The 22,983-nt window shown below is 71.4% G+C and carries 22 protein-coding genes and 2 tRNA genes; 10 read left to right on the top strand and 14 right to left on the bottom strand.

Annotation, left to right across the window (positions count from 1 at the left end; genetic code table 11):
- Positions 1-19: 19 nt before the first annotated feature.
- Complete coding sequence (locus tag OG245_RS25845) at positions 20-679, bottom strand: alpha/beta family hydrolase (protein WP_371625828.1); 660 nt, start codon at positions 677-679, stop codon at positions 20-22.
- 67 nt (positions 680-746) lie between these two features.
- Positions 747-1,562: an SOS response-associated peptidase gene (locus tag OG245_RS25840; RefSeq protein ID WP_371625827.1), complete on the bottom strand. Its 816-nt coding sequence runs from the start codon at positions 1,560-1,562 to the stop codon at positions 747-749.
- A gap of 53 nt (positions 1,563-1,615) precedes the next feature.
- On the opposite strand from OG245_RS25840, the gene OG245_RS25835 reads away from it, so the two are divergent.
- From OG245_RS25835 to OG245_RS25820, 4 genes are all read left to right on the top strand, one after another.
- Entirely contained in the window at positions 1,616-2,329 is a 714-nt protein-coding gene (locus OG245_RS25835; RefSeq protein ID WP_371625826.1) for a M50 family metallopeptidase, read from the top strand.
- Positions 2,330-2,431: 102 nt separating this feature from the next.
- Positions 2,432-3,784 (top strand): 3-phosphoshikimate 1-carboxyvinyltransferase, encoded by a 1,353-nt coding sequence (aroA, locus tag OG245_RS25830; RefSeq protein ID WP_371625825.1) that lies wholly within the window; start codon positions 2,432-2,434, stop codon positions 3,782-3,784.
- 3 nt (positions 3,785-3,787) lie between these two features.
- Positions 3,788-4,804: a ribosome small subunit-dependent GTPase A gene (gene rsgA, locus OG245_RS25825; RefSeq protein ID WP_371625824.1), complete on the top strand. Its 1,017-nt coding sequence runs from the start codon at positions 3,788-3,790 to the stop codon at positions 4,802-4,804.
- A 158-nt stretch (positions 4,805-4,962) separates the two neighbouring features.
- Positions 4,963-5,286: a multidrug efflux SMR transporter gene (locus OG245_RS25820; protein ID WP_371627987.1), complete on the top strand. Its 324-nt coding sequence runs from the start codon at positions 4,963-4,965 to the stop codon at positions 5,284-5,286.
- Here the strand turns inward: OG245_RS25820 and OG245_RS25815 are convergent.
- On the bottom strand, positions 5,243-5,866 hold the full coding sequence (locus tag OG245_RS25815; RefSeq protein WP_371625823.1) for a TetR/AcrR family transcriptional regulator: 624 nt from the start codon (positions 5,864-5,866) through the stop codon (positions 5,243-5,245). The genes OG245_RS25820 and OG245_RS25815 overlap by 44 nt on opposite strands.
- 122 nt (positions 5,867-5,988) lie before the next feature.
- Between OG245_RS25815 and hisN the strand changes: the two genes are divergently transcribed.
- Both hisN and OG245_RS25805 read left to right on the top strand, forming a co-directional pair.
- Positions 5,989-6,789: a histidinol-phosphatase gene (hisN, locus tag OG245_RS25810; protein WP_371625822.1), complete on the top strand. Its 801-nt coding sequence runs from the start codon at positions 5,989-5,991 to the stop codon at positions 6,787-6,789.
- A 197-nt stretch (positions 6,790-6,986) separates the two neighbouring features.
- On the top strand, positions 6,987-7,385 hold the full coding sequence (locus OG245_RS25805; RefSeq protein WP_371625821.1) for a cyclic nucleotide-binding/CBS domain-containing protein: 399 nt from the start codon (positions 6,987-6,989) through the stop codon (positions 7,383-7,385).
- A gap of 100 nt (positions 7,386-7,485) precedes the next feature.
- On the opposite strand, the gene OG245_RS25800 is transcribed toward OG245_RS25805, so the two are convergent.
- Entirely contained in the window at positions 7,486-8,955 is a 1,470-nt protein-coding gene (locus tag OG245_RS25800; protein WP_371625820.1) for a catalase, read from the bottom strand.
- A 170-nt stretch (positions 8,956-9,125) separates the two neighbouring features.
- Between OG245_RS25800 and OG245_RS25795 the strand changes: the two genes are divergently transcribed.
- A complete protein-coding gene (locus tag OG245_RS25795) occupies positions 9,126-9,545 on the top strand; it encodes a Fur family transcriptional regulator (protein ID WP_371625819.1) in 420 nt (139 codons plus the stop codon).
- A gap of 118 nt (positions 9,546-9,663) precedes the next feature.
- Here OG245_RS25795 and OG245_RS25790 read toward each other — a convergent pair.
- From OG245_RS25790 to OG245_RS25775, 4 genes are all read right to left on the bottom strand, one after another.
- A tRNA-Met gene (locus tag OG245_RS25790) sits at positions 9,664-9,737 on the bottom strand.
- A 73-nt stretch (positions 9,738-9,810) separates the two neighbouring features.
- Positions 9,811-11,883, bottom strand: a complete 2,073-nt coding sequence (locus OG245_RS25785; RefSeq protein WP_371625818.1) for a tetratricopeptide repeat protein — start codon at positions 11,881-11,883, stop codon at positions 9,811-9,813.
- Between the two features lie 226 nt (positions 11,884-12,109).
- Positions 12,110-12,183, bottom strand: a tRNA-Met gene (locus OG245_RS25780).
- A 42-nt stretch (positions 12,184-12,225) separates the two neighbouring features.
- Positions 12,226-15,261 (bottom strand): UPF0182 family protein, encoded by a 3,036-nt coding sequence (locus OG245_RS25775; RefSeq protein WP_371627986.1) that lies wholly within the window; start codon positions 15,259-15,261, stop codon positions 12,226-12,228.
- Positions 15,262-15,396: 135 nt separating this feature from the next.
- Here OG245_RS25775 and OG245_RS25770 point away from each other — a divergent pair, with 135 nt between their 5' ends.
- Complete coding sequence (locus OG245_RS25770; RefSeq protein WP_371625817.1) at positions 15,397-15,957, top strand: PPA1309 family protein; 561 nt, start codon at positions 15,397-15,399, stop codon at positions 15,955-15,957.
- A 48-nt stretch (positions 15,958-16,005) separates the two neighbouring features.
- On the opposite strand, the gene OG245_RS25765 is transcribed toward OG245_RS25770, so the two are convergent.
- From OG245_RS25765 to OG245_RS25750, 4 genes are all read right to left on the bottom strand, one after another.
- The gene (locus tag OG245_RS25765; RefSeq protein ID WP_371625816.1) at positions 16,006-17,121 is read right to left on the bottom strand and encodes a PDZ domain-containing protein; all 1,116 of its coding nucleotides are present in this window, start codon (positions 17,119-17,121) and stop codon (positions 16,006-16,008) included.
- 102 nt (positions 17,122-17,223) lie between these two features.
- Positions 17,224-17,394, bottom strand: a complete 171-nt coding sequence (locus tag OG245_RS25760; protein WP_178798244.1) for a hypothetical protein — start codon at positions 17,392-17,394, stop codon at positions 17,224-17,226.
- 126 nt (positions 17,395-17,520) lie between these two features.
- On the bottom strand, positions 17,521-17,982 hold the full coding sequence (locus OG245_RS25755; protein WP_047178695.1) for a molybdenum cofactor biosynthesis protein MoaE: 462 nt from the start codon (positions 17,980-17,982) through the stop codon (positions 17,521-17,523).
- 105 nt (positions 17,983-18,087) lie between these two features.
- Positions 18,088-19,239, bottom strand: a complete 1,152-nt coding sequence (locus tag OG245_RS25750; RefSeq protein ID WP_371625815.1) for an SDR family oxidoreductase — start codon at positions 19,237-19,239, stop codon at positions 18,088-18,090.
- Positions 19,240-19,429: 190 nt separating this feature from the next.
- On the opposite strand from OG245_RS25750, the gene OG245_RS25745 reads away from it, so the two are divergent.
- Positions 19,430-20,911 (top strand): zinc-dependent metalloprotease, encoded by a 1,482-nt coding sequence (locus OG245_RS25745; protein ID WP_371625814.1) that lies wholly within the window; start codon positions 19,430-19,432, stop codon positions 20,909-20,911.
- Positions 20,908-21,447 carry an NUDIX hydrolase gene (locus OG245_RS25740; RefSeq protein WP_371625813.1) on the top strand — a complete coding sequence of 180 codons (540 nt, stop codon included), beginning with the start codon at positions 20,908-20,910 and terminating at the stop codon, positions 21,445-21,447. The genes OG245_RS25745 and OG245_RS25740 overlap by 4 nt, the downstream gene beginning before the upstream one ends.
- A 76-nt stretch (positions 21,448-21,523) precedes the next feature.
- Here OG245_RS25740 and OG245_RS25735 read toward each other — a convergent pair whose 3' ends face one another.
- On the bottom strand, positions 21,524-22,279 hold the full coding sequence (locus OG245_RS25735; RefSeq protein WP_371625812.1) for an AIM24 family protein: 756 nt from the start codon (positions 22,277-22,279) through the stop codon (positions 21,524-21,526).
- A gap of 19 nt (positions 22,280-22,298) precedes the next feature.
- Positions 22,299-22,979: an AIM24 family protein gene (locus tag OG245_RS25730; protein ID WP_371625811.1), complete on the bottom strand. Its 681-nt coding sequence runs from the start codon at positions 22,977-22,979 to the stop codon at positions 22,299-22,301.
- Positions 22,980-22,983: the final 4 nt, after the last annotated feature.

Below are 22,983 nucleotides of genomic sequence, written 5' to 3'. Positions count from 1 at the left end.
CACGTGCGTGAGGCCCGGGTCACCCGGGCCGGTCCGCCCGGCCGAGTGACGCGATCCACCCGGCCACCGCGTCGGTGAGGACGCGCATCGACTGCTCCTCGGTCGCCCCGGACCTCTTCGGCACCGCGAACCCGTGGTCGCCGTGGGGCACTTCGGCCAGTTCGTACGGGCCGGGCGGGAACTCGTCGGGCCGGCCGAACGGATCGTTGCCGCCCTGCACCACCAGCGTGGGCACGCCCGCCCCGAGCAGTTCGTCGGCGCGGGACTTCTCCGGCCTGCCCGGCGGGTGCAGCGGGAAGCTGAGCGCGAGGACGGCGGCCGCGCCCAGCTCCGAGGCCGTACGGCAGGCGACCCGGGCCCCGGCGCTGCGGCCCCCGGAGACGACGGGAACCCCGGGAGCGGCCAGGGCGGGCCACAGACCGCGCCAGCCGGTGTCCAGGGTCTTCGGGGCGGGCGCGACCTTCCGGCCCGCCACCCGCCAGGGCTGCTCCACCAGGGCGACGGTGACCCCGTGTCCGGGCAGGGCCGCGGCCAGGGCCTTCAGGTCGCGGGCCTCGATGCCGCCGCCCGCCCCGTGGCTCACGGCCAGGACGAGGCGGGGCGCGGGCGCGGGGACCCAGGTGATCCGGGCCTCACCGGCGTCGGTGGTGACGTTCTGTGTACGTGGTTGACGGCTCACCGCGCCATCCTCTCCCGCGCGCCCTCCCGCATCCCGTGCGCCGCTCGGAACAGCTCCCGCGCGCCGCTCAGAACAGCGTGGACTCCTCGGGCGCGGCCAGCTCCTCCAGCAGTTCCGGCCCGTTGTTGCGGACGTTGCTGACGGTGGTGGCGACCGGGTAGGCGCGCATCAGCCCGCCGGGCGGCGGCTCCAGCAGCGCGCGCAGCTCGTCGACGCCCGTGTGGGTGGGGTCCAGCCAGGTGTCCCAGCGGTCGGGGGTGAGCATCAGCGGCATCCGGGGGTGGATGTCGGCGAGCGCGCCGGGCCCCTCGGCCGGGGCGACGGCCAGCGGTGTGGTCTCCGCCTCGGTGGTGATCACCGAGCACGTCACCCACCAGGCGTTCTCGTGGTCGCCGGGCAGGGTCGCGTCGCGCCAGAACTCGTACAGTCCGGCCATCGCGAAGACCGACCCGTCGGCGGGGGTCACGAAGTAGGGCTGCTTGCGGGCCCGCTTCTTGCCCTTCTTCTCCTCCAGCTGCCGTTCCTCCGAGCCGGTGACCCACTCGTAGTAGCCGTCGGCGGGCAGGATGCAGCGGCGCTGGGCGAAGGCGCGGCGGAAGGAGGGCTTCTCGTGGACGGTCTCCGCGCGGGCGTTGATCATCCGGGCGGCGCCCTCGGGGGTCTTCGCCCAGGACGGTACGAGCCCCCATTTCAGGGCACGCAGCTGGCGAACCGGACGCTGGTCGTCGGCGTCCTTAACAGGACGCTCCAGAACGGCGTAGACCTCCTTGGTCGGCGCCACGTTCCAGTCCGGCTCCAGGGCCTCGGTGGGCTCCCACTTCTCGACGCCGAAGAGCCCGGTCAGGTCCTCGGGCTTCCGACTCGCTGCAAACCGTCCGCACATAAGTGCCAGACTGCCACGACCGCCCACCCCGACCGCAAGGAGTCGCCCGGCCCATGAACAGCACCGAACTGGGCGATCTGTGGGATCGCGTCACCGGAACCCAGTCCGCTCCCGAGCAGTGGCTGGTGGTGGTGACGGCCACCCTGGCACTCGTCGCCGTCGTGCCCAACCCGATATGGCGGCTCGCGCGCAACACCATCACCATCGCGCACGAGGGCGGCCACGGCCTGGTGGCGCTGCTCACCGGGCGGCAGCTCTCCGGCATCCGGCTGCACTCGGACACCAGCGGCCTGACCGTGAGCCGCGGCAGGCCGACCGGGATCGGCATGATCCTCACGGCGGCGGCGGGCTACACGGCCCCCTCCCTGCTGGGCCTGGGCGGCGCCTGGCTGCTGACCAACGGCAGGATCACCCTCCTGCTGTGGGTGGCGACGGCCCTGCTCGCGGTGATGCTGGTGATGATCCGCAATGTGTACGGGGCCCTCACCGTCATCCTGACCGGCACCGCCTTCCTGCTGGTGTCCTGGCTGGCCTCGTCGGACGTCCAGTCGGCGTTCGCGTACGCGGTGGTGTGGTTCCTGCTGCTGGGCGGGGTGCGGCCGCCGTTCGAGCTCCAGTCCAAGCGGCACCACGGCGGCGCCCCGGACTCCGACGCGGACCAGTTGGCCCGGCTGACCCACGCCCCGGCGGTGCTGTGGCTGTTCCTCTTCCACGCGGTGTCGCTGTGCTCGCTGATCGGCGGCGGGCGGTGGCTGCTGGGCTGGTGAGGCGGTGGGACCGCCGCGGTCCGTACCACTCTCTGGTTACGGGATGGTTTCCGCCCTTTTGGCCAGGATCCGGGTCGGCGTAGAACCACTAAAGTGATGGTCATGACCGAGAGTTCCGTGCACCCCGCCCTCTGGCCCGCCCCCAACGCGAGCGGCGCCGTCGACGCGACCGTCACCGTGCCCGGATCCAAATCGGTCACCAACCGCGCGCTCGTGCTGGCCTCGCTGGCCGCCGAGCCGGGCTGGCTGCGCCGCCCGCTGCGCTCCCGCGACACCCTGCTCATGGCCGACGCGCTGCGCGCCATGGGCGTCGGGATCGAGGAGACCGTCTCCTCCTCGTCCGCCGCCGGCCCGTCCGCCGCGGCCTCCCCGGCCGGCTCGGGCGAGGCCTGGCGGGTCATCCCGGCGAGGCTGCACGGCCCGGCCGCGGTCGACGTCGGCAACGCCGGCACGGTCATGCGCTTCCTGCCGCCCGTCGCCACGCTCTCCGACGGCCCGGTCCGCTTCGACGGCGACCCCCGCTCCTACGAGCGCCCGCTGACCGGTGTGATCGAGGGGCTGCGGGCGCTCGGCGCACGGATCGACGACGACGGGCGCGGGGCGCTGCCGCTGACCGTGCACGGCGGCGGGGCGCTGGAGGGCGGGCCGGTGGCGATCGACGCCTCGTCCTCCTCGCAGTTCGTCTCGGCGCTGCTGCTGTCGGGACCGCGCTTCAACCAGGGCCTGGAGGTCCGGCACACCGGGTCCACGCTCCCCTCGATGCCGCACATCCGGATGACCGTCGACATGCTGCGGGCCGTCGGCGCGCAGGTGGACGAGCCGGAGACGGGCGGCGAGCCGAATGTGTGGCGGGTTGCCCCCTCCGCCCTGCTCGGCCGGGACCTGACGATCGAGCCGGACCTGTCGAACGCCCAGCCGTTCCTGGCCGCGGCCCTGGTGACCGGCGGCCGGGTCACGATCCCCGACTGGCCCGAGCGGACCACCCAGCCGGGTGACGCGCTGCGCGAGATCTTCACCGCGATGGGCGGCGGCTGCGAGCTGACCGAGCACGGGCTGACCTTCACCGGTACGGGCCGCATCCACGGCATCGACGTGGACCTCGGCGAGGTCGGCGAGCTGACCCCGGGCATCGCGGCGGTAGCGGCGCTGGCCGACTCCCCCTCCACGCTGAGCGGCGTCGCCCATCTGCGGCTGCACGAGACGGACCGGCTGGCCGCGCTGACCAAGGAGATCAACGAGCTGGGCGGCGACGTCACCGAGACGGCCGACGGGCTGCACATCCGCCCGCGCCCGCTGCGCGGCGGCGTCTTCCACACGTACGACGACCACCGCATGGCCACCGCCGGGGCGGTCATCGGCCTGGCGGTGAAGGGCGTGGAGATCGAGAACGTGGGCACGACCGCGAAGACGCTGCCGGACTTCCCGGACATGTGGACCGGAATGCTCGGGGCCTAGACGATGCGCCGTTACGGGAAGAACCCCGACGAGGACGACATCCGCGTCCGCCCCAACCGCAAGGGCAACCGGCCGCGCACGCACATCCGGCCCAAGCACGAGGACGCCGAGGACGGCATGGTCCTCACCGTCGACCGGGGCCGGCTCACCTGCCTCGTCGAGGGCCGGACCGTGGTGGCGATGAAGGCCCGCGAACTGGGCCGCAAGGCCGCCGTGGTGGGCGACACCGTCTCCATCGTCGGCGACCTCTCCGGCGAGAAGGACACCCTGGCCCGGATCGTGCGCATCGCCCCGCGCCGCACGGTGCTGCGCCGCACGGCGGACGACGACGACCCGTACGAGCGCGTGGTCGTCGCCAACGCGGACCAGCTGGCGATCGTCACCGCGCTGGCCGACCCGGAGCCCCGCCCGCGCATGATCGACCGCTGTCTGGTGGCGGCGTACGACGGCGGGCTGACCCCGCTCCTGGTGCTGACCAAGTCCGACCTCGCGTCCCCGGACAAGCTGCTGGAGGCGTACACCCCGCTCGGCGTGCCGTACATCGTGACCAGCCGCGAGGAGCTGGAGAGCGGGGACGCCGCCGACCGGGTCCGGGAGTTCCTGAACGACCGCGTCACCGCCTTCGTCGGACACTCCGGGGTCGGCAAGACGACGCTGGTCAACGCCTTGGTACCTCCGGAGCGGCGACGGACCACCGGCATCGTCAACGCGGTGACCGGCCGGGGGCGGCACACCACCACATCGGCCCTCGCGCTGCCGCTGCCCGGCGACCGGGGCTGGGTGGTCGACACCCCGGGCGTGCGCTCCTTCGGGCTGCACCACGTCGACCCGTCGCGGGTCATCCACGCCTTCCCGGACCTGGAGCCGGGCACCGAGAACTGCCCGCGCGGCTGCACCCACGACGAGAACCAGCCGGAGTGCGCGCTGGGCGCCTGGGTGGCGGACGGACACGCCGACCCGGCGCGACTGGACTCCCTGCACCGGCTGCTCGCGACCCGGGAGCGGCGCGAGGGCGACTGACGGCGCCCCGGCCGGAATCGGCCGGTGCGGCGCGGGCATGTTTGCGAGCTTCAACGACTGGTAAAGGCATAATCGCACCGAGTGGGCGGTACGTCGTGCCGTCCCCCGGGTACGTTCCCGAACCGATGACCGGTCACCTATGCGGGAGGCAACTGACGATGGCGTGGCTGCTGGTCGTGGTCGCAGGACTGCTGGAGACCGGCTTCGCCGTGTGTCTGAAGCTCTCGCACGGATTCACCCGGCTCTGGCCGACGGTCGCGTTCGCCGCGTTCGCGCTCGGCAGCTTCGGTCTGCTGACCCTGGCGCTGAAGAAGCTCGACGTCGGTCCCGCGTACGCGGTGTGGACCGGGATCGGGGCGGCCGGGACGGCGATCTACGGCATGATCTTCCTCGGTGACGTGGTCTCCACGCTGAAGCTGGTGTCGATCTCGCTGGTGGTCATCGGCGTGATCGGCCTCCAGCTGTCCGGCTCGGCCCACTGAGACCCGCCCCCTTCTGAACCGCCGGCCGTGACGCCTCCCGGACGAGGCGGAGCGCGCGGCTGTCCGCGGCGTCGTCGCCCGGGACCGGGACCACCACACAGGACAGCGCGAGGCGTAGCGCGATCTCGCAGCTCCCGGCCGCGGCCCCGGGCGACACGGCCGCCATCCGGTCCCGTACCAGCGCGAGCAGATCCTCGGGGGTCGGCGGCGGCCTCCCGCCCGGCCTCCCCCGGGGGCCCGGCCGGTGGTCGGGGCGGGGCAGCCCCTCCGCCCAGTCCCCCGTGAGCAGCGCCCTGACCAGCGCGTCCTCGCGGGCCGCGCGTACGGTCCAGAGCGCGACGGCGGCCGGACGGTCGGGAGCCGGGGCGGTCAGGGCGCGGTCCACTCCGGCGAGATAGCCGTCGGCGGCCCGTCGCAGCAGCGCCGCGGCCAGTCCGCCCTTGGTGCCGAACTCGTTGTAGAGGGTCTGCCGCGAGACGCCGGCCAGGGTCGCGACGTCGACCATGCGCACCGTGCGCCAGGGAGCGTCGCCCAGGGCCCGGAACGCGGCGTCCAGCAGTGCCTGCCGCGCTGTCGGCATCGTCGCCTCCCCACCCCGGGACCCTGCGGTTCAGAGTTGACCCGCTCCCGGGGGCTGTCAAGGTCCCGGGCGGCACGGGGGCGCTGTAGCCCGTGCCCGGCGGCGCTGGATACTGTGACGGCATGCCCGACTACCACGATGATCTGCGCCTGGCCCACGTACTGGCGGACGCCGCCGACGCGGCGACGATGGACCGGTTCAAGGCTCTCGACCTGAAGGTGGAGACCAAGCCGGACATGACGCCGGTGAGCGAGGCCGACAAGGCCGCCGAGGAGCTGATCCGGGGCCACCTGCATCGGGCCCGTCCGAGGGACGCGATCCTGGGCGAGGAGTACGGGATCGAGGGCAGCGGACCGCGGCGCTGGGTGATCGACCCGATCGACGGCACCAAGAACTACGTGCGCGGCGTGCCGGTGTGGGCCACGCTGATCTCGCTGATGGAGGCGGGAGAGGACGGCTTCCAGCCGGTGATGGGCGTGGTCTCCGCGCCCGCGCTGAACCGGCGCTGGTGGGCGGCGAAGGGCGCGGGCGCGTTCACCGGACGCAGCCTCACCTCCGCGACCCGGATGCACGTGTCGAAGGTGGAGCGGATCGCCGACGCCTCGTTCGCGTTCTCCTCGCTGTCGGGCTGGGAGGCGCAGGGCCGCCTCGACGGCCTGCTGGACCTCACCCGGGCCTGCTGGCGGACGCGGGGGTACGGGGATTTCTGGCCGTACATGATGGTCGCCGAGGGTTCCGTGGACATCTGCGCGGAGCCGGAGCTGTCGCTGTGGGACATGGCGGCGACCGCGATCATCGTGCAGGAGGCGGGCGGCCGGTTCACCTCGCTGGACGGGGTGGACGGTCCGGGCGGCGGAAACGCGGCGGCCTCCAACGGGCCGCTCCACGACGAGCTGCTGGGTTATCTGAACCAGCGCTACTGACCGCCCCTTTCGGGTCTGTCGGCAGCCGTACGGTCCGCGAGACGCGCCGGGGCCTGTGGTGTGCTTCTCGCACGCCCTCGGCGCGCTTCGCTCACCCCTTGTCGACCCGCCCCAAGGGTGCAACTCTGAGAGTCCCCCCACTTGTGAACTTGTGAATCGACTCACGGAGTCGGCTCGCCGAGGAGGTGGCTCGTTCCATGCTCGTCCGTGACGCCATGAGCACGGTGGTCCTCACCATCGGCCCCACCCATACGCTCCGCCAGGCGGCCCGGCTGATGTCGGCCCGCCGCATCGGGGCAGCTGTCGTCCATGATCCGGACACCTGCGGGCTCGGCATCATCACCGAGCGCGACATCCTCGACGCGGTCGGATCGGGGCTGGACCCCGACCGGGAGTCCGCGTCCGCCCACACCACCACCGACGTGGTGTTCGCCGCCCCGGCCTGGACCCTGGAGGAGGCCGCGGAAGCCATGACGCACGGCGGGTTCCGGCATCTGATCGTGCTGGACGGCGACGGCCCGGTGGGCATCGTCTCGGTGCGCGACATCATCCGCTGCTGGGCGCCCGTCCGGCGCACGGTCGCAACCGCCGGCTGACGCCCGCCCCGCGTCGGGTCCGCGTGCGGTCGGCGCCGGAACGACCGGTGGGCCGGACCCCGCGAGGGGATCCGGCCCACGGTCGACGGCAGGCGTCCGGTCAGCCGCGAAGGGCCTGGACCGCGGCTTCCAGCCGCTTGCCGAAGTCGCCGTCCGCCTGGCGGAAGTTGTTGATCGCACGCTCGGCGATGTCGTCGCGCGAGACCTTGGCGATGAACCCGGCGAGGTTCTCGATCAGCCGGACCTTCTCGTCCTCGGAGAAGAGCCGGTAGAGGTCGCCCGCCTGCACGAAGTCGCTGTCCTCGGCGTGGGCGGGGGCCTCGTGGTTGCCGGTCGGGCCGGTGACCGGCAGGGGCTGCCACAGCGGGCGGTCCGTCTGGGCCGGGCCGCCGAAGCTGTTCGGCTCGTAGTTCTTGGCGCCCTTGTGGCGGCCGTCGTAGAGGAAGCCGTCCCGGCTGTTGGTCCGCGCCTCGGTGGCGTGCGGGCGGTTCACCGGCAGGTGGTCGGCGTTGATGCCGACGCGGTAGCGGTGGGCGTCGCCGTACGCGAAGAGGCGGCCCTGGAGCATCTTGTCGGGGGACGGGCCGATGCCCGGCACGAAGTGCGCGGGGCTGAAGATCGACTGCTCGACCTCGGCGAAGATGTTCTCCGGGTTGCGGTTGAGCTCCAGCTTGCCGATCTCGATCGGCGGGTAGTCCGCGTGCGGCCACACCTTGGTGAGGTCGAACGGGTTGAAGCGGTAGCCGGCCGCGTCCGCTGCGGGCATGATCTGGACCTGCACCGTCCAGGACGGGAAGTCACCGCGCTCGATCGACTCGCGCAGGTCGCGCTGGTGGCTGTCGGGGTCGACGCCGGAGAGCCGGACGGCTTCCTCGGTGGTGAGGTTCTTGATGCCCTGGTCGGTCTTGAAGTGGTACTTGACCCAGAAGACCTCGCCGGCCTCGTTGTTCCACTGGAAGGTGTGCGAGCCGTAGCCGTTCATGTGGCGCAGCGTGGCCGGGATGCCCCGGTCGCCGAAGAGCCAGGTCACCTGGTGCGTCGACTCGGGCGACAGGCCCCAGAAGTCCCAGACGTTGTCCGCCTCCTGCGAGCCGGTGTACGGGTCGCGCTTCTGGGTGTGGATGAAGTCGGGGAACTTGATGGCGTCCTTGATGAAGAACACCGGGGTGTTGTTGCCGACGAGGTCGTAGTTGCCCTCTTCGGTGTAGAACTTCAGCGCGAAGCCGCGGGGGTCGCGCGCGGCGTCGGCGGAGCCGAGGTTGCCCGCGACGGTGGAGAAGCGCAGGAAGGTCTCGGTCTGCTTGCCGACCTCGGAGAGGAACTTCGCCCGGGTCCACTGCGAGACGTCGCGGGTCAGCGTGAAGGTGCCGTACGCACCGGCGCCGCGGGCGTGCACGATCCGCTCCGGTATGCGCTCGCGGTTGAAGTGGGCGAGCTTCTCCAGCAGCGCCTGGTCCTGGACGAGAACCGGCCCGCCGACGCCGGCGGTCTCGCTGTTCTGGTTGTCGGCGACCGGCGCGCCGGCCTCCGTGGTGAGCGGTCCCTGCGTCACGTGCGCCTCCTGCGTCATGTCCTGCACATCCAAGATCGGCCGACCTCGGTCGTCGGTCCGATGTTCCGCACAGCCTGTCCCTTGGCGTATGCCGATCCCGATCCTACAATGGACAATGTCTAAGTCAAGTGAACATCCAAAGTCACACCCGATCGGGACTCGGTACCTCCACTGTTAGGCTGGGCTGCATGAGCGACCTGCTGGAACGACTTCGTGGACGCGGCTGGCGCATGACGGCGCAGCGGCGTGTCGTGGCCGAGGTCCTCGACGGGGACCACGTACACCTGACGGCGGACGAGGTCCACGCGAGGGCCGTCTCCCGGCTGCCCGAGATCTCGCGCGCCACCGTCTACAACACCCTCGGCGAGATGGTGTCCCTCGGTGAGGTGCTGGAGGTCTCCACCGATCGCCGGGCCAAGCGCTACGACCCGAACGCGCACCACCCGCACCACCACCTGGTGTGCGCCCGGTGCGGCGCCATCAGGGACGTGCACCCCGCGGGCAACCCGCTGGCGGACCTGCCGACGGACGAGCGCTACGGCTTCATGGTCTCCGGCGTCGAGGTGACGTACCGCGGCATCTGCCCGGCCTGCGCCGCCACCGCCTGACCCGGCCTCCGCGGGCCCGCCTCCGGGCGGGCCCGCTCTTCTCGGCCGCCGGACATGACCGGGGTCCGGACATGACGAAGGCCCGGATCTCGATGAGATCCGGGCCTTCGTCTTTCAGTAGCGGGGACAGGATTTGAACCTGCGACCTCTGGGTTATGAGCCCAGCGAGCTACCGAGCTGCTCCACCCCGCGTCGGTGAATGCAACATTACGTCAGCAGGTCGGGCGGCGCAAATCCATTCACCGGGCCCATGGGCCCGGCAGGGTTACGCGGTCAGCTCCTGGTGCAGCGCCTCGCGCAGCCGCGCGGCGCGCTCGGCCACCTCCGCGGGACCCAGCTCCACCGCCCGCGCACACCAGCGCTGCCCCTCGGTCAGCTCGCCCCGACGGGCGGCGAGGAGCGCCAGGCGCAACGCGGCACGACCGTGTCCGGCGGTGGCCGCACGGCTCCACCACAGGGCGGCCTCGCGCTCGCTGCCCTCGCGGGCCAGCAGCAGCCCGAGGTTGAAGGCCCCGTTGCGGCTGCCCGCCTCGGCGGCCTCCCGGTACCAGTGGGCGGCGCTCTCCGTGTCCCCGCGGGCGGCGGCGAGCATGCCGACCCGGACCTGGGCGCGGCGATGCCCCTGCTGGGCGGCCCGCTCGTACCACTCCTCGCACTCGGTCTTCTCCGGCATCGGCTCACCGAGCGCGGGCGGCCCCGGCGGCGGCTGGCGGGAGTCCAGCACCCCGGCCAGCCGGAACGCGGCCTCGGCGCTGCCGCCGCCCGCGGCGCAGCGCAGGTGCCGCTCGGCCTCCCGGTCCTCGCCGTCGCGCAGGAGGGCCATGCCGACCTGGAGCGCGGCGTCGGTGTGCCCGGCCGCCGCGGCGCGCTCGTACCAGCCCAGCGCCGTACGGTCCTCGTCGCGTCCGGCGTGCAGGATGCCGAGGTTGAAGGCCGCGTCGACGCTGCCCGCCTCGGCCGCCTTGGAGAACCAGGGCTCGGCCCCCGTGTGGTCGCCGGCCTGGAGGAGGAGCACGGCGAGCGCGTTGGCGGCCTCGCGGTGTCCGGCGTACGCGGCACGGCGGTACCACTGCTCGGCCTGCGGGGTGCGGTCCTGGGCGGCACAGAGCAGCCCGAGGTTGTACGCCCCGTTGACGTCGCCCGCGTCCATGGCCGCGCGGTACCAGCGCTCGGCGGTCTGCTGCTCACCGCGTGCGGCGTGCAGCGCGCCGAGCGCGTTGGCGGCGTTGCCGTCGCCGTCCTGGGCGGCGCGCAGCCACCACACGGCGGCGCTCTCCTCGTCGCCCGCGTCGCGCAGCAGGAAGCCCAGAGCGCAGGCGGCGCGCGGCTCGCCGTCCTTGGCGGAGGTGAGGTACCAGCGTCCGGCCTCCTTGAGCTCGCCGCGCTGCTCCAGGATCGCGCCGAGGTGCAGGGCGGCACGCCGGTGGCCACGGGCGGCGGCCTGGCGGTACCACTGCTCGGCCTCGCCGACCCGGCCGGCGGCGGGTCCCGCCACGGGACTGTCGCCGTCGGCCGCGCTCCTGGCCCCCGCGGGGCCCGTCGCCCGTCCGTCACGGGCGGGCGCGGGCGGGTCGCCGGGGAGGCCGAGGCCCGTTCCGGTTCGCCCGGAAACGGCGCGCCGGCCCAGGCCGAAGGCGTCGTGCGGGTCCTCGACGGCCTTCCGTTCCAGGGCGCGGGCCAGCCGGTAGGCGGCCTCACGGTGGCCCTGTTCGGCGGCGGCGCGCAGCCAGCGCTCCGCGCCGACGTCACTGCGGTGCTCCAGGAGGTCGGCCAGCGCGTACGCGCCCAGCGCGTGGCCCTGCTCGGCGGACTGGCGCAGCCAGTACTCCGCGCCGGGCTCGTCGCCGCGCTCGCGGAAGTGCCGGCCGAGCGCGTGCGCGGCTGCGGCGGATCCGGCCACGGCGGCGATGCGCCACCAGCCGGCGGCCTCGTCCGGGTAGCCGCGCTGGTGCAGCAGGACGCCCAGGTTGTTCGCGGCGGCCCGGTCCCCGTCGGCGGTGGCGGCGCGCAGATAGCGCTCGGCGCCGTCCAGTTCACCCCGGCGCAGCAGCAGCGCGCCCAGGACGCTCATGGACGTGGTGTCCCCCGCGTCGGCGGCGCGTCGGTGGCGCGCCTCGCTCTCGGCGCTGTCCGCGGCGTCGACCGCGTCCGTGGTGTCCTCGTCGGACGTGCTCGCGGCGGCGCTCGGGTCGATGTCGCCGGTCCGCTGGACCGGCGCGCCCGCCCCGGCGATGGCAGCGGCGAAAGCCGCGTCTACCGCGCTTTCAGCATCTTGGCCGCGCTGCTGCACAAACCGCCCTGTCTCCAACAGAGTTGCCCTGTCCCCCATAAATACCATCGTCGCACCACCTGTAACCCGCGTACACCTGGTATATCGCGGCCAGTGAGGTCACTACAGCGTTTTGTCGACATGCCCACAGAGAGACAAGTGAAACACGCCTGGAAGCAACTGATGCCCAGCGAAACGCACTTCACGCCCACAGCTTGGGACCGACACGGCCCGTATGGACAACAGGCACGACGAAGGCCCGGATCCCTTGGGATCCGGGCCTTCGTGTTTTCAGTAGCGGGGACAGGATTTGAACCTGCGACCTCTGGGTTATGAGCCCAGCGAGCTACCGAGCTGCTCCACCCCGCGTCGTTGTGTTCAAACCGTACCACGACGCGGGGTGGACTCTTCTCAGCTGCCCTGGTCGGAGCCCTTCTCGGCTCCTTCGGCCGCATCCGGCTTCCTCGCCGGATCCGCCGTGTCCGCGTCCGCCGGCTTCTCGGCGCTCGCGGGTTCGGCCGAGCTGTCCGGCTTGGCGTCGCCCGCCGGCTTCTCGGCGCCGCCGGCCTTGTCCCCCTCGCTGCCCGGCTTGGGCTGCGCGGCGGCGGCTCGCTCCAGGGCGTCCTGAAGAGCCTCCTGGGCCTTGCCGTAGGCCGGCCAGTCCTGCTCCTGCAGCGCCTTCTCGCCGTCGGAGTACGCCTTCTGGGCGTCCGCGATGGCCTTCTTGAGCGCCGCGCTGCCGGTGGCCGGAGGCTCATCGGTCTCGCCCGGCGGCTCATCGGGATCGGGCGGCGGCGTCGTTCCGTCGTCCTCGACCCCGAAGACGGCGTTGAGCGCCTCTCCGAGGCTGTTCTCGAAGACGATCTTCGAGCCGTACGAGGCGGCCACCTTGCGCAGCAGCGGGTAGTTCTGGTTGCCACCGCGCGTGTAGACCGGCTCGATGTAGAGGAACCCGCCCTCCAGCGGAACCGTCAGCAGGTTGCCGTACTCGATGTCCGAGTCGGTGCCCTTGAGGTTCCTCACGAACTCGGCGACGTCGTCGTTGCCGTTGAGCTCACTCTGTACCTGGCCCGGGCCCTTCACGGTGGAGGTGACCCGCAGCAGCCGCATCTCGCCGTAGTCCTTGCTGGCCGCGTCCGCGTTCACCGCCATGAAGGCACCCAGGTTGGGGCGCCCTCGGGGAGTGAACGTGGTGGTCAGCGAGAACTGCTGCGCTTCCTGGCCCGGCATCTTCATGCTCAGGTAGTACGGCGGGACGGAGCCGGGCTCCTTGTTGGTCGGGTCGTCCGGCACCTGCCACGCGTCACTGCCGCTGTAGAACTGCGCGGGGTCCTCGACGTGATAGCGGGTGAGCAGCTCGCGCTGGACCTTGAAGAGGTCCTGCGGATACCGCAGGTGGTCCATGAGTTCCTTCGGGATCTCTCCGCGGGACTCGACCGTCCCCGGGAACGCCTTGCGCCAGGTCTTGAGGACCGGGTCCTTGGTGTCCCACTCGTAGAGCTTGACCTTGCCGTCGTAGGCGTCGACGGTGGCCTTCACCGAGTTGCGGATGTAGTTGACCTGGTTCTGCTGGGCGACGACCGCGCGCTGGTTGGTGGTCAGCGAGTCGGCCGTGGTGTCGCCGAGCGTGGTCCGGGACGCGTACGGATAGCCGTTGCTCGTGGTGTACGCGTCGACGATCCACTGGATCCGGCCGTCGACGACCGCCGGATAGGCGTCGCCGTCGATGGTCAGCCACGGGGCGACCGCCTCGACGCGCTCCTTGGGCGTGCGGTTGTACAGGATCCGCGAGCCCTCACCGATGGCTCCCGAGTACATGATCTGCGGCTCGCTGAACGAGACCGCGTACGCGGCACGGTTGAAGGTGTTGGAGAGGCTGACCCCGCTGTCGCCCTTGTAGCTGGTGGTCTTCTCGCCGTCCTCCTCGTAGTCGAGCTCCTTCTGGGGCCCGCCGACGATGGAGTACTGCTCGGTCTTCTCGCCGTAGTAGATCCGCTGCTCGTACGTGCCGAACTCACCGGTGGAGGGCAGCCCCGACTCGGTGAAGTCCGGGGACCCCGTCGGGTTCGTCCCGGTGGTCGTGCCCCGGGCCGCGATGGCGCCGTAACCGTGCGTGTACGTAAAGTGGTCGTTGATCCAGTTCCGCTTGGGCAGGCCCTGGATGTTCAGCTCACGCAGACCGATGACGGTGTCCTGCTCCTTGCCGTCCTTGTCCTTGTAGCGGTCGACGTCCAGCGTCTTGGGGAACTGGTAGTAGTTCCTCCGCTGCTGGAGCTGCTGGAAGGCCGGGGAGACGACGTTGGGGTCCATCACCCGGTAGCTGGCGGCCGTGTTGGCCGCTGCCCGCAGCTTGTTGTCGTCCTCCGTCGTCGCCTGGCCCTCGTAGTCGTCCACCGTGGCGTCATCGATGTCGTACGCGTCGCGCGTGGCATTGATGTTCTTCTGGATGAACTCGGCTTCCTTGGCCTGCTCGTTCGGCTGGACCTGGAACTTCTGCACGATCGCCGGGTAGAGCCCGCCGATCAGGATCGCCGAGAGCACCATCAGGCCGAAGCCGATGACCGGGAGCTGCCAGGTGCGGCGCCACAGCGTCGCGAAGAACAGCACGGCGCAGATGGCCGCGATGCAGAACAGGATGGTCTTCGCCGGGAGGTAGGCGTTGGCGTCGACGTACCGCAGGCCCGTCCAGTTGTCCGCGGCCTTGAAGTCACTGGACTTCACCGCCAGGCCGTACCGGTCGAGCCAGTACGCCACGGCCTTCAGGGAGACGAAGATCCCGAGCAGCACCGAGAGGTGGCCGGTGGCCGCCCCGGTGGCGCGGGCGCCGGGGCTGGTGATGCGCAGCCCGCCGTAGAGGTAGTGGGTCAGCGCGGCGGCGATCAGCGAGAGCACGGTCGCCGCGAAGCCGAAGCCCAGCAGGAAGCGGTACCACGGCAGGTCGAAGGCGAAGAAGGCGACGTCCAGCTGGAACTGGGGGTCCTTCTGGCCGAACGGCACGCCGTTGACGTACAGCAGCCACGTGCGCCACTGGCCGGAGGCGGAAGCTCCGCCGATCAGCGCGACGAGCGCCGTGACGGCGAGCAGCACCCACTTCTTGTAGGGGGCGATGCTCATCCGGTAGCGGTCCAGGCTCTGCTGCTCCAGCGACATCGCGCTCAGCGGCGGCCTGAGCCGGTGCGCGAGCCAGATGTTCACACCGATGGCGACGGCCATCAGCAGTCCGAAGACGAGGAACAGTCCGATCTTGGTCCACAGGGTGGTGGTGAAGACGGATGAATACGCGACCGACCTGTACCAGAGCCAGTCCGTCCAGAACCCGGCGAACATGACGAAGGCCATGGCGAGAACCGCCAGGACGCCCAAAGTCATGAGCATGGTCCGGGCGCGCCGGGACGGGCGGCCGACTCTGATCCGTGGCCCGGTCGGGCCTCCGCCGCGGTCCGGCATCTGGAAAGCCAACGTGCGCACCTCGTAGTTCGCGGTCGTGTGGACAGGCCCAGCGATCCTGGAGCCCACCTATGCAACTTACTGAGGCTTTACCTAGTTCCCGTTCCCGGGGCGGAAGGAGGCAGGATATTGCCCATGCCCAACGTTTCCCCCGCAGGACCCCCGATGGCCGCGAGTCCGCTCACCGTCGCCGTCCTCGAAATCGACGCCTATGCCTCCAACCTCGGCTGGGACCGGCCCGCCCGGCTGTTCGCCCTGGTCGACACCGCGCAGCTGCGGGTCCAGGAGCCCTCTCTCGCCGCTCAGCTGGGCCTTGAGGACCCCAGCTCGTCCGTCGCCGCACTCACCCCGATCGAGCAGGACGAGCTGCCCCCGGGCACCGCGCTCGACGACTTCCTCGGCACGATCGCCTGGCCCGACGCCGTGGTCGGCTGCGCCATGACGGTGGAGCGGCTGATGCTGCCGCCGTCCGCCGAGGCCTCCGTGCCGGACGGTCTGAACGACAAGCAGCTGACCCAGTGGGTCGCCAAGCACCCCGACCGGCAGGAGGTGCGGATGACCGTGGCCGTCCTGCGGGACGGGGCCCGCGAGTCCGCCGTGCGGCTGCGCGAGAAGGACTCCCCCACCGAGGTGCTGACCGGCGCCGGTCTGGTGCCCGGCCTGGCCGAGGCGCTCGCGGCGACGTTCGAGTCCTGATCCGGCCGCTGCCCGGGACCGTCGCACGGTTCCCGGGCGGCGCGGCCGTCAGCCGGTCGAGCAGCTCGGCAGGCCGGCGGTCTTCCCCGAGCGGATCTGCTCCAGCGACTTCGTGGCGTCCTCGATGGTCTTGACCCGCACCAGGGTGAGCCCGTCGGGGATGTCCGACGCGGCCGACGCGCAGTTGTCGTCGGGCGTGAGGAAGTAGCGGGCCCCGGCGTTCCGGGCGCCCACCAGCTTCATGGTGATGCCGCCGATCGGGCCGACCGTGCCCGCGTCGTCGATGGTGCCGGTACCCGCGACGAACTCGCCGCCGGTCAGGTCGCCCGGGGTCAGCTTGTCGATGATGCCGAGGGAGAACATCAGCCCGGCGCTCGGACCGCCGACGTCCGCGAGCTTGATGTCGATCTCGAACGGGAACGTGTGGTCCGTCCCGGCCCTGATCCCGACGATCGCCCGGTCCTTGCCGCCCTTCTCGCCGTCGCCCTCGGCGGCGGGGGCCTTCGCGGTCCTGATGGTGATCTTCTCGCCGCCCTCGGGGGCACGCCCGGCCTTCTCGGCCGCGGCGGCGGTCTTCGCCGGGACGATGGTGAAGGTGACGTCCTCGCCGGGGCGGTGCTCGGTGACGAGCTTCGCCACGTCACCGGGCTCCTTGACCACCGTGCCGTCGACGGCCTTGATCACGTCGCCCGCGTGCAGCTTGCCCTCGGAGGGGCTGCCCTTGACCACCGTGGAGACCACGACCTGTGTGGCGACCGGGATGTCCAGCTCCTTCAGGGCGGCCACCTTGGCGCTCTCCTGGGACTGGCTGAACTCCTCGGCGTTCTCCTGGGTGGACTGCTCCTCGGTCTTGCCGTCCGGGTAGAGCGTGTCGTGCGGCACCACGACGCTGTCGTGGGCCAGCCAGCCGTAGACGGCCTCGAAGATGTTCATCCGGTACTCCGCCCCGGTGACACGGACCGTCGTCATGTTGAGATGCCCGGATGCCGGGTACGTCTTGCGACCGGAGACCTGCAGGACGGGCTCGCCACGCGCGTCGCCCAGCGTGTTCACCGTCGGTCCGGGGGACATCTCCGCATACGGCACTTTGATCAGCACGCCTGCGCAGAGCAGCGCGATGAGGACGAGAGCGGAGGCGAGCATCGTCGCGGTGCGGCGTGGCATGGAACGACAGTACGGGAAGGGCCTGTCAGTGCACCGCCGGGGCCGGTCCGTACGAGGAGACCGGAACGCGGCGGATAGTGGTCACGCGGCGTGCGTCGGTCGTCAGAGAGCGCCGGAACCGGAGTGCGATTTCTCCATCGCGTCACGGAATTTGGCGTAGCCGGCGAGTTCGGTGACATCGCCGGTCGTGCGGTTGCGGGCAGCCCAACTCGCCCATATCGCACCACCGACAGCAGCGAAAAGTGGAATCAACAGCCAAGCGAGTGCCGCCATCACGACCTCCCTACCCCATGAGCGACCGGATGCCCGATCAGCAGATTAACGAGCCGGAAGACCAACGCTCGTGGCGGGGGTGCGGTTACGCAAATCGGGGCTGATGCGCCCCGGTCCGGTTTGCGCTCAGCAGGCTCCGACCCACTCCTCCGTACCGTCCGAGAAACGCTGGTGCTTCCAGATCGGAACCTCGTGCTTGAGGTCGTCGATGAGCTTGCGGCAGGCCTCGAAGGCCTCGGCGCGGTGCGGACAGGCGACGGCGACGACCACGGCCAGATCGCCCACCTCCAGTTCACCCACTCGGTGGACGGCCGCCAGTGCGCGGACCGGGAAGTCGGCGACGACCTTCTCCGCCACGCGGCGCAGCTCGTCCTCGGCCGAGGGGTGACAGGAATAGCCGAGCGCGCCGACGTCCTGCCCCGCGTCGTGGTTGCGCACGGTGCCGACGAAGAGCGCGATTCCGCCCGCCGCGTCGTCACCGACGGCGCGGAAGACCTCGTCGACGGAGAGCGGGGAGTCCCGGATCGCCAGCAGCCGGATGGGGTCGGCCGCCGCGTGCTCGCCGGGGTGGTCGTGGGTGGGTGCCATGCTCCCATCGTGCCGTACGGCTCCGGCATCCCGGAATTGCCTGATCTTCCGGCGGCCGGCGGTCCGGATTGGAGCCTCCTACAGGGCCTCGGGCGCGGCCGGCGGTCAGATGCGGCGGCGGGCCTTGCGGGCGCGGCGCACCACGGCGGCGGCGCCGAGCAGGGCGACCGTCGCTCCGGCGGCTCCGGCGGCGGTGGCGTCCTTGCGGCCGAGGCGGCGTCCGGCGAGCGTGTGGCGGCCCTCGGCCTCTTCGAGGAGGGCTCCGAGCACCTCCTCGTTCGTCCACTTCGGCCGCCAGCCCACGTCGTGCAGCCGGCTGACGCTGACCACCCAGGGGTGCATCGTGTACGCCAGGTCACCGGCCGGGGACGGGGTGAGGCCGATCCGGTGCAGCCGGGCGGCGGCCCCGAGCGCGACGGCGGAGGGCAGCTCCATCCGGCGTACGCCGCTCAGCTCCTCGACCTCCTCCTGCTCCAGCCAGCCGTCGCAGCCGACCGCGAACTCGCCGTCGATCTTCTCCAGGGCGGCGTACTCCAGCGCCGTCACCAGGTCCTCGACGTGGCAGAACTGCCAGGTGGGGCGCGATCCGGCGACGACCAGGAGGCGCGGGGACTCGAAGTAGCGGGTCAGGGCGGTGTCGGTGCCGCCGACCAGGACGGTGGGGCGCACGACGGTGACGTTGAGCCCGGGGTGGGCGCGCGGGGCCCGGCGGCCGAGCCGCTCGATCTCCAGGAGGTCGCCCACGCCGGTGGCCTCGGCGGTGGCGCGCAGCTCGGCGTCCTCGGAGAGCGGCACATCGTTGTCGGCGAGCGCCCCGTAGACCATCGCCGAGGTGCACAGCACGACCCGGTGGACCCCGACGGCGGCTGCGGCGGTGAGCACGGTCTGGGTGCCGCGTACGTTGTACGCGGTGCGTGCGGCGGGGTCGGTCTCCAGGTCGAGGTCGAGGGCCAGGTGGACGACGACGTCCGCGCCGCGCAGCTTCTCGGCGATCGCCGGATCCCGTACGTCCAGGATGTGCCAGGTCGCCTCGGCCACCTCTCCCCGGCGCTCGTCGATCGCGATGACCTGCTTGATCGCGTCGGATGCGGCAAGGTGGGCGGTGAGCAGTTCGCCGATGCCGGTGGCGGCGCCGGTGACCGCGACGACGGGGCCCCGGTTTCTCGGGGTCCTGGGGCGTTTCGTTTCGGGCGTGCTCTCGGGCGGGGGGTCGGTCGGGTTTCGCGCTGCGCGAACCTGCGGATCTGGGGAACTCACCGGGCGTCTCCAGCGGTTGTCTTCAGTACGTACCCGAATGACGCGTACGTACCAGGTGGCGTCCATCCTGCCGCAGGCCGGGAGTCGGCGGAGCACTGAGGCCCGAAGCGGGCGTGGTGTCTACGCTGGATGGTGATGTCGGGCAGTCGCCGTCGGTTCGAGCCGGCGGCCCTACGAGCCGAGGAAACCCGTGAGTGACACCCCATTCGGATTCGGCCTTCCGCCGGAGGAGCCGGAGAACGGCGACGAGGGCAAGAAGAAGGACCCCACCGAAGGTGGGCAGGGCGCGGGCGGGCCCGGAGGCCCGTTCGGATTCGGGCCGGGAGCCGGCGGCGACAATCCGTTCGCCGCGATGTTCGGCTCGATGAATCCGAACGATCTCGGTGCGGCCTTCCAGCAGCTCGGTCAGATGCTGAGCTACGAGGGCGGTCCCGTGAACTGGGACATGGCCAAGCAGATCGCCCGCCAGACGGTCTCGCAGGGCGCCCCGGACGGCTCCAAGGACGCCAGTGTCGGGCAGTCCGAGCGCACGGCGGTCGACGAGGCGCTGCGGCTGGCGGACCTCTGGCTGGACGGTGTGACGTCGATGCCGTCCGGTTCGGTCTCCACCGTGGCGTGGAGCCGCGCGGAGTGGGTCGAGGCCTCGCTGCCGGCCTGGCAGCAGCTGGTCGACCCGGTGGCCGAGCGGGTGGGCCTGGCGATGGGCGATGTGCTGCCCGAGGAGATGCAGGCCATGGCGGGCCCGCTGATCGGCATGATGCGGTCGATGGGCGGCGCCATGTTCGGCCAGCAGATCGGGCAGGCCGTGGGCGTGCTGGCCGGTGAGGTGGTCGGTTCCACCGACATCGGGCTGCCGCTGGGACCGGCGGGCAAGGCCGCGCTGCTCCCGCTGAACGTGGAGAAGTTCGGCAAGGACCTCAGCGTCCCGCAGGACGAGGTCCGGCTCTATCTGGCCCTGCGCGAGGCCGCTCACCAGCGGCTCTTCGCCCATGTGCCGTGGCTGCGGTCGCATCTGTTCGGCGCCGTCGAGGCGTACGCCCGCGGTATCAAGGTCGACACCAGCAAGCTGGAGGACGTCGTCGGCCAGTTCGACCCCTCACAGCCGGAGCAGCTGCAGGACGCCCTTCAGCAGGGCATGTTCCAGCCGGAGGACACGCCCGAGCAGAAGGCGTCCCTGGCCCGTCTGGAGACGGCTCTCGCGCTGGTGGAGGGCTGGGTGGACGCGGTGGTCCACGAGGCCGCGAAGTCCCGGCTGACCTCGTCCGACGCGCTGCGCGAGACGATGCGCAGGCGCCGTGCCTCCGGTGGGCCGGCCGAGCAGACGTTCGCCACGCTCATCGGCCTCCAGCTGCGCCCGCGCCGGCTCCGGGACGCCTCGCGCCTGTGGGCCTCGCTCACGGACGCCCGGGGTCTGGAGGGCCGGGACGCGCTCTGGGCCCACCCGGACATGCTGCCGACGGCCCACGACCTGGACGACCCGGACGGCTTCGTCCACCACGAGCAGGCCGACTTCTCCGAGCTGGACAAGATGCTCGGCGAGGCGGCGCGGGGGCGCTCCGGCAAGCCGAAGGCCCCGGACGCCCCGGAGGCCGAGGCCCCGAAGTCCCCCGAGGCCGACGACCAGGGTGAGGGCGAGCGCGACGAGGACGGCAAGGACGGCCGCGACCGGTGACCCTGCACGACGACGCCACCCTCGTACTGAAGGAGTATGTCCCCGAGGACGAGGCAGCTGGCCAGGCGGAGCTGCGCCGAGGCTATCTGGATCACCTGGCACAGCACGACGACGGCATGTGGAAGGCGTGCGGGGCCGGGCATCTGACGGCCAGCGCCCTGGTGATCGATCCGGAGCGGGGGAAGGTCCTGCTGACCCTGCACCGGAAGCTCCGGATGTGGCTCCAGATGGGCGGCCACTGCGAGGAGCAGGACGCCACCCTGGAGGCGGCGGCGCTCCGTGAGGCGACGGAGGAGTCCGGCATCACGGGGCTCACCCTGCTGCCCGGCGGCCCGGTCCGGCTGGACCGGCACCCGATTCCGTCTCCCTGCACCTGGCACCTCGATGTGCAGTACGCCGCGCTGGCCCCGCCCGGAGCGGCGGAGCGGATCAGCGAGGAGTCCCTGGAGCTGCGCTGGTTCGGCTACGCGGACGTGCCCGGTGTCGCCGACGCCTCCGTCGTGCGGCTGCTGGAGGCGACGCGGTCCCGGCTGTAGCGGCCGGCCGGTACGGATGTGCGTAAGGGGCGGCCTCTCGGAGGCCGCCCCTTACCGCTGTGCCCTGGCGCCGGTGTCAGTTCCAGGCGTTGTTCTGGTTCTGGCCGTGGGAGCCCTGCTGGCCCACGCCGAACTGGGCGCGGGCGCCCTGGCCGATCTGGGCGTTCTGCGGAGGCATGACCTCGCTCGGCTGGACCAGGGCGAAGCCCTGGCCGAGGAAGCTCAGCTCCCAGCCCTCCCCGGTGTTGCCGCGACGCCTGAAGACGCCCGAGGAGTGCGTCTGGGCCTGCATCTGCACACGGAGGGAGCTGGACCAGGCCACGATCGCGTCCGCGTCGACGTTGACGTACTTCTCGGGCGTGACCTGCATCATCAGGGGCTGGCCCGAGGTCATGAGGGCGACCTTGCCCGAGCCGGAGATGTTGAGCTGGTACTTGCCGCTGCCGGAGATCCCGTACTGGCTGTCCACCGCGATGACCTCGGTGTGCAGCGAGGAGTCGAGCGCGAGGACGTAGGAGCTGTCCACGGTCATCCCCTCGCGGTCGACGTCCACGACGTGGATGTACTGCGCGAGGTTGGCGAGGTAGACGGTGCCCTGGCCGGACACGCGCATCAGGTCGAGGCCCTCACCGGTGTTCGCGCGGGCGCGGCGCTGGCCCTGGGACTGGTATTCCCCGTCGAAGTCCATGAGGCCCTGGTAGGCGACCATGGCGCCCTTGCGGGCGAGGACGTCGTCGTGACCGGTCAGCGAGACCCGCAGGAGCTGCGGGTTCTGGATCGCGTAGCGGTCCTGGGTCTGCTGCTCGGTGTGGCTGAAAAGCGGACTCTGCATGATGTGTTCTCCCTCCCCGTCAGTTCCGGATCCGCAGCCGGTCCGTGCTGTCCTCGCTCGGCTGGACGACGACGATGCCCTGGCCGGAGAAGGCCATCTGGTACGCCTCGCCGCTGCCGCGGCCGATCAGCGAGCCCGCCTTGAAGCTCCGCTTGCCCTTCACCTTGAGGTTCGGGGACCAGGCGACGAGCGCGTCCGGGTCGACGTACGTCTCGTCCTCGCCGCGTCCGCAGTCGACGACGATCGGAGTGCCGCGCGAGGTGATGGCGACCCATCCGGTGCCCTGGACGACGACGTTCCACAGGCCCTGTCCGGCGAACTTGGCGAGCCCCTTGACCTTCTCGACGCCCCAGGTGAGGTGGGCGTCGAAGGCGAGGAGGTTGGAGCCGTTGACGGAGATGGAGTCGTCGTCGAGGTTGATGACGACCACGTCGGCGCCGTAGTCGGCGAGGTAGAGCAGTCCGTCGCCGGAGCACTTCATGACGGGTGCGCCCTCGCCGGTGATCCACTGGGAGGCGATCTGCCGGGCGGCGGGCGGGTTGGGCTCGTACTGGATGAAGCCCTCGTACGCCACCATCGAGCCGGTACGTGCGAAGAGGTCCTGCCCGGAGGCCATGGCGACCTTGAGCATGGTCTTGCCGTGGTTCTCCATACGGGCCGTGACAGGGGTCGGGGCGAAGCCCGCGAGTTGCTGATTCATGACG

The organism is Streptomyces sp. NBC_01116 (assembly GCF_041435495.1).
Taxonomy (GTDB): Bacteria; Actinomycetota; Actinomycetes; order Streptomycetales; family Streptomycetaceae; genus Streptomyces.
Note: the sequence above shows the minus strand (reverse complement) of the source record. Positions and strands in the feature narration are given on the sequence as shown.

Coding starts and splice junctions, on each gene's coding strand:
- OG245_RS25840 (WP_371625827.1), bottom strand. CDS start 1,562: ATGTGCGGACGGTTTGCAGCGAGTCGGAAGCCCGAGGACCTGACCGGG.
- OG245_RS25835 (WP_371625826.1), top strand. CDS start 1,616: ATGAACAGCACCGAACTGGGCGATCTGTGGGATCGCGTCACCGGAACC.
- aroA (WP_371625825.1), top strand. CDS start 2,432: ATGACCGAGAGTTCCGTGCACCCCGCCCTCTGGCCCGCCCCCAACGCG.
- rsgA (WP_371625824.1), top strand. CDS start 3,788: ATGCGCCGTTACGGGAAGAACCCCGACGAGGACGACATCCGCGTCCGC.
- OG245_RS25820 (WP_371627987.1), top strand. CDS start 4,963: ATGGCGTGGCTGCTGGTCGTGGTCGCAGGACTGCTGGAGACCGGCTTC.
- OG245_RS25815 (WP_371625823.1), bottom strand. CDS start 5,866: ATGCCGACAGCGCGGCAGGCACTGCTGGACGCCGCGTTCCGGGCCCTG.
- hisN (WP_371625822.1), top strand. CDS start 5,989: ATGCCCGACTACCACGATGATCTGCGCCTGGCCCACGTACTGGCGGAC.
- OG245_RS25805 (WP_371625821.1), top strand. CDS start 6,987: ATGCTCGTCCGTGACGCCATGAGCACGGTGGTCCTCACCATCGGCCCC.
- OG245_RS25800 (WP_371625820.1), bottom strand. CDS start 8,955: ATGACGCAGGAGGCGCACGTGACGCAGGGACCGCTCACCACGGAGGCC.
- OG245_RS25795 (WP_371625819.1), top strand. CDS start 9,126: ATGAGCGACCTGCTGGAACGACTTCGTGGACGCGGCTGGCGCATGACG.
- OG245_RS25785 (WP_371625818.1), bottom strand. CDS start 11,883: ATGGTATTTATGGGGGACAGGGCAACTCTGTTGGAGACAGGGCGGTTT.
- OG245_RS25775 (WP_371627986.1), bottom strand. CDS start 15,261: ATGCCGGACCGCGGCGGAGGCCCGACCGGGCCACGGATCAGAGTCGGC.
- OG245_RS25770 (WP_371625817.1), top strand. CDS start 15,397: ATGCCCAACGTTTCCCCCGCAGGACCCCCGATGGCCGCGAGTCCGCTC.
- OG245_RS25765 (WP_371625816.1), bottom strand. CDS start 17,121: ATGCCACGCCGCACCGCGACGATGCTCGCCTCCGCTCTCGTCCTCATC.
- OG245_RS25760 (WP_178798244.1), bottom strand. CDS start 17,394: ATGGCGGCACTCGCTTGGCTGTTGATTCCACTTTTCGCTGCTGTCGGT.
- OG245_RS25755 (WP_047178695.1), bottom strand. CDS start 17,982: ATGGCACCCACCCACGACCACCCCGGCGAGCACGCGGCGGCCGACCCC.
- OG245_RS25735 (WP_371625812.1), bottom strand. CDS start 22,279: ATGCAGAGTCCGCTTTTCAGCCACACCGAGCAGCAGACCCAGGACCGC.
- OG245_RS25730 (WP_371625811.1), bottom strand. CDS start 22,979: ATGAATCAGCAACTCGCGGGCTTCGCCCCGACCCCTGTCACGGCCCGT.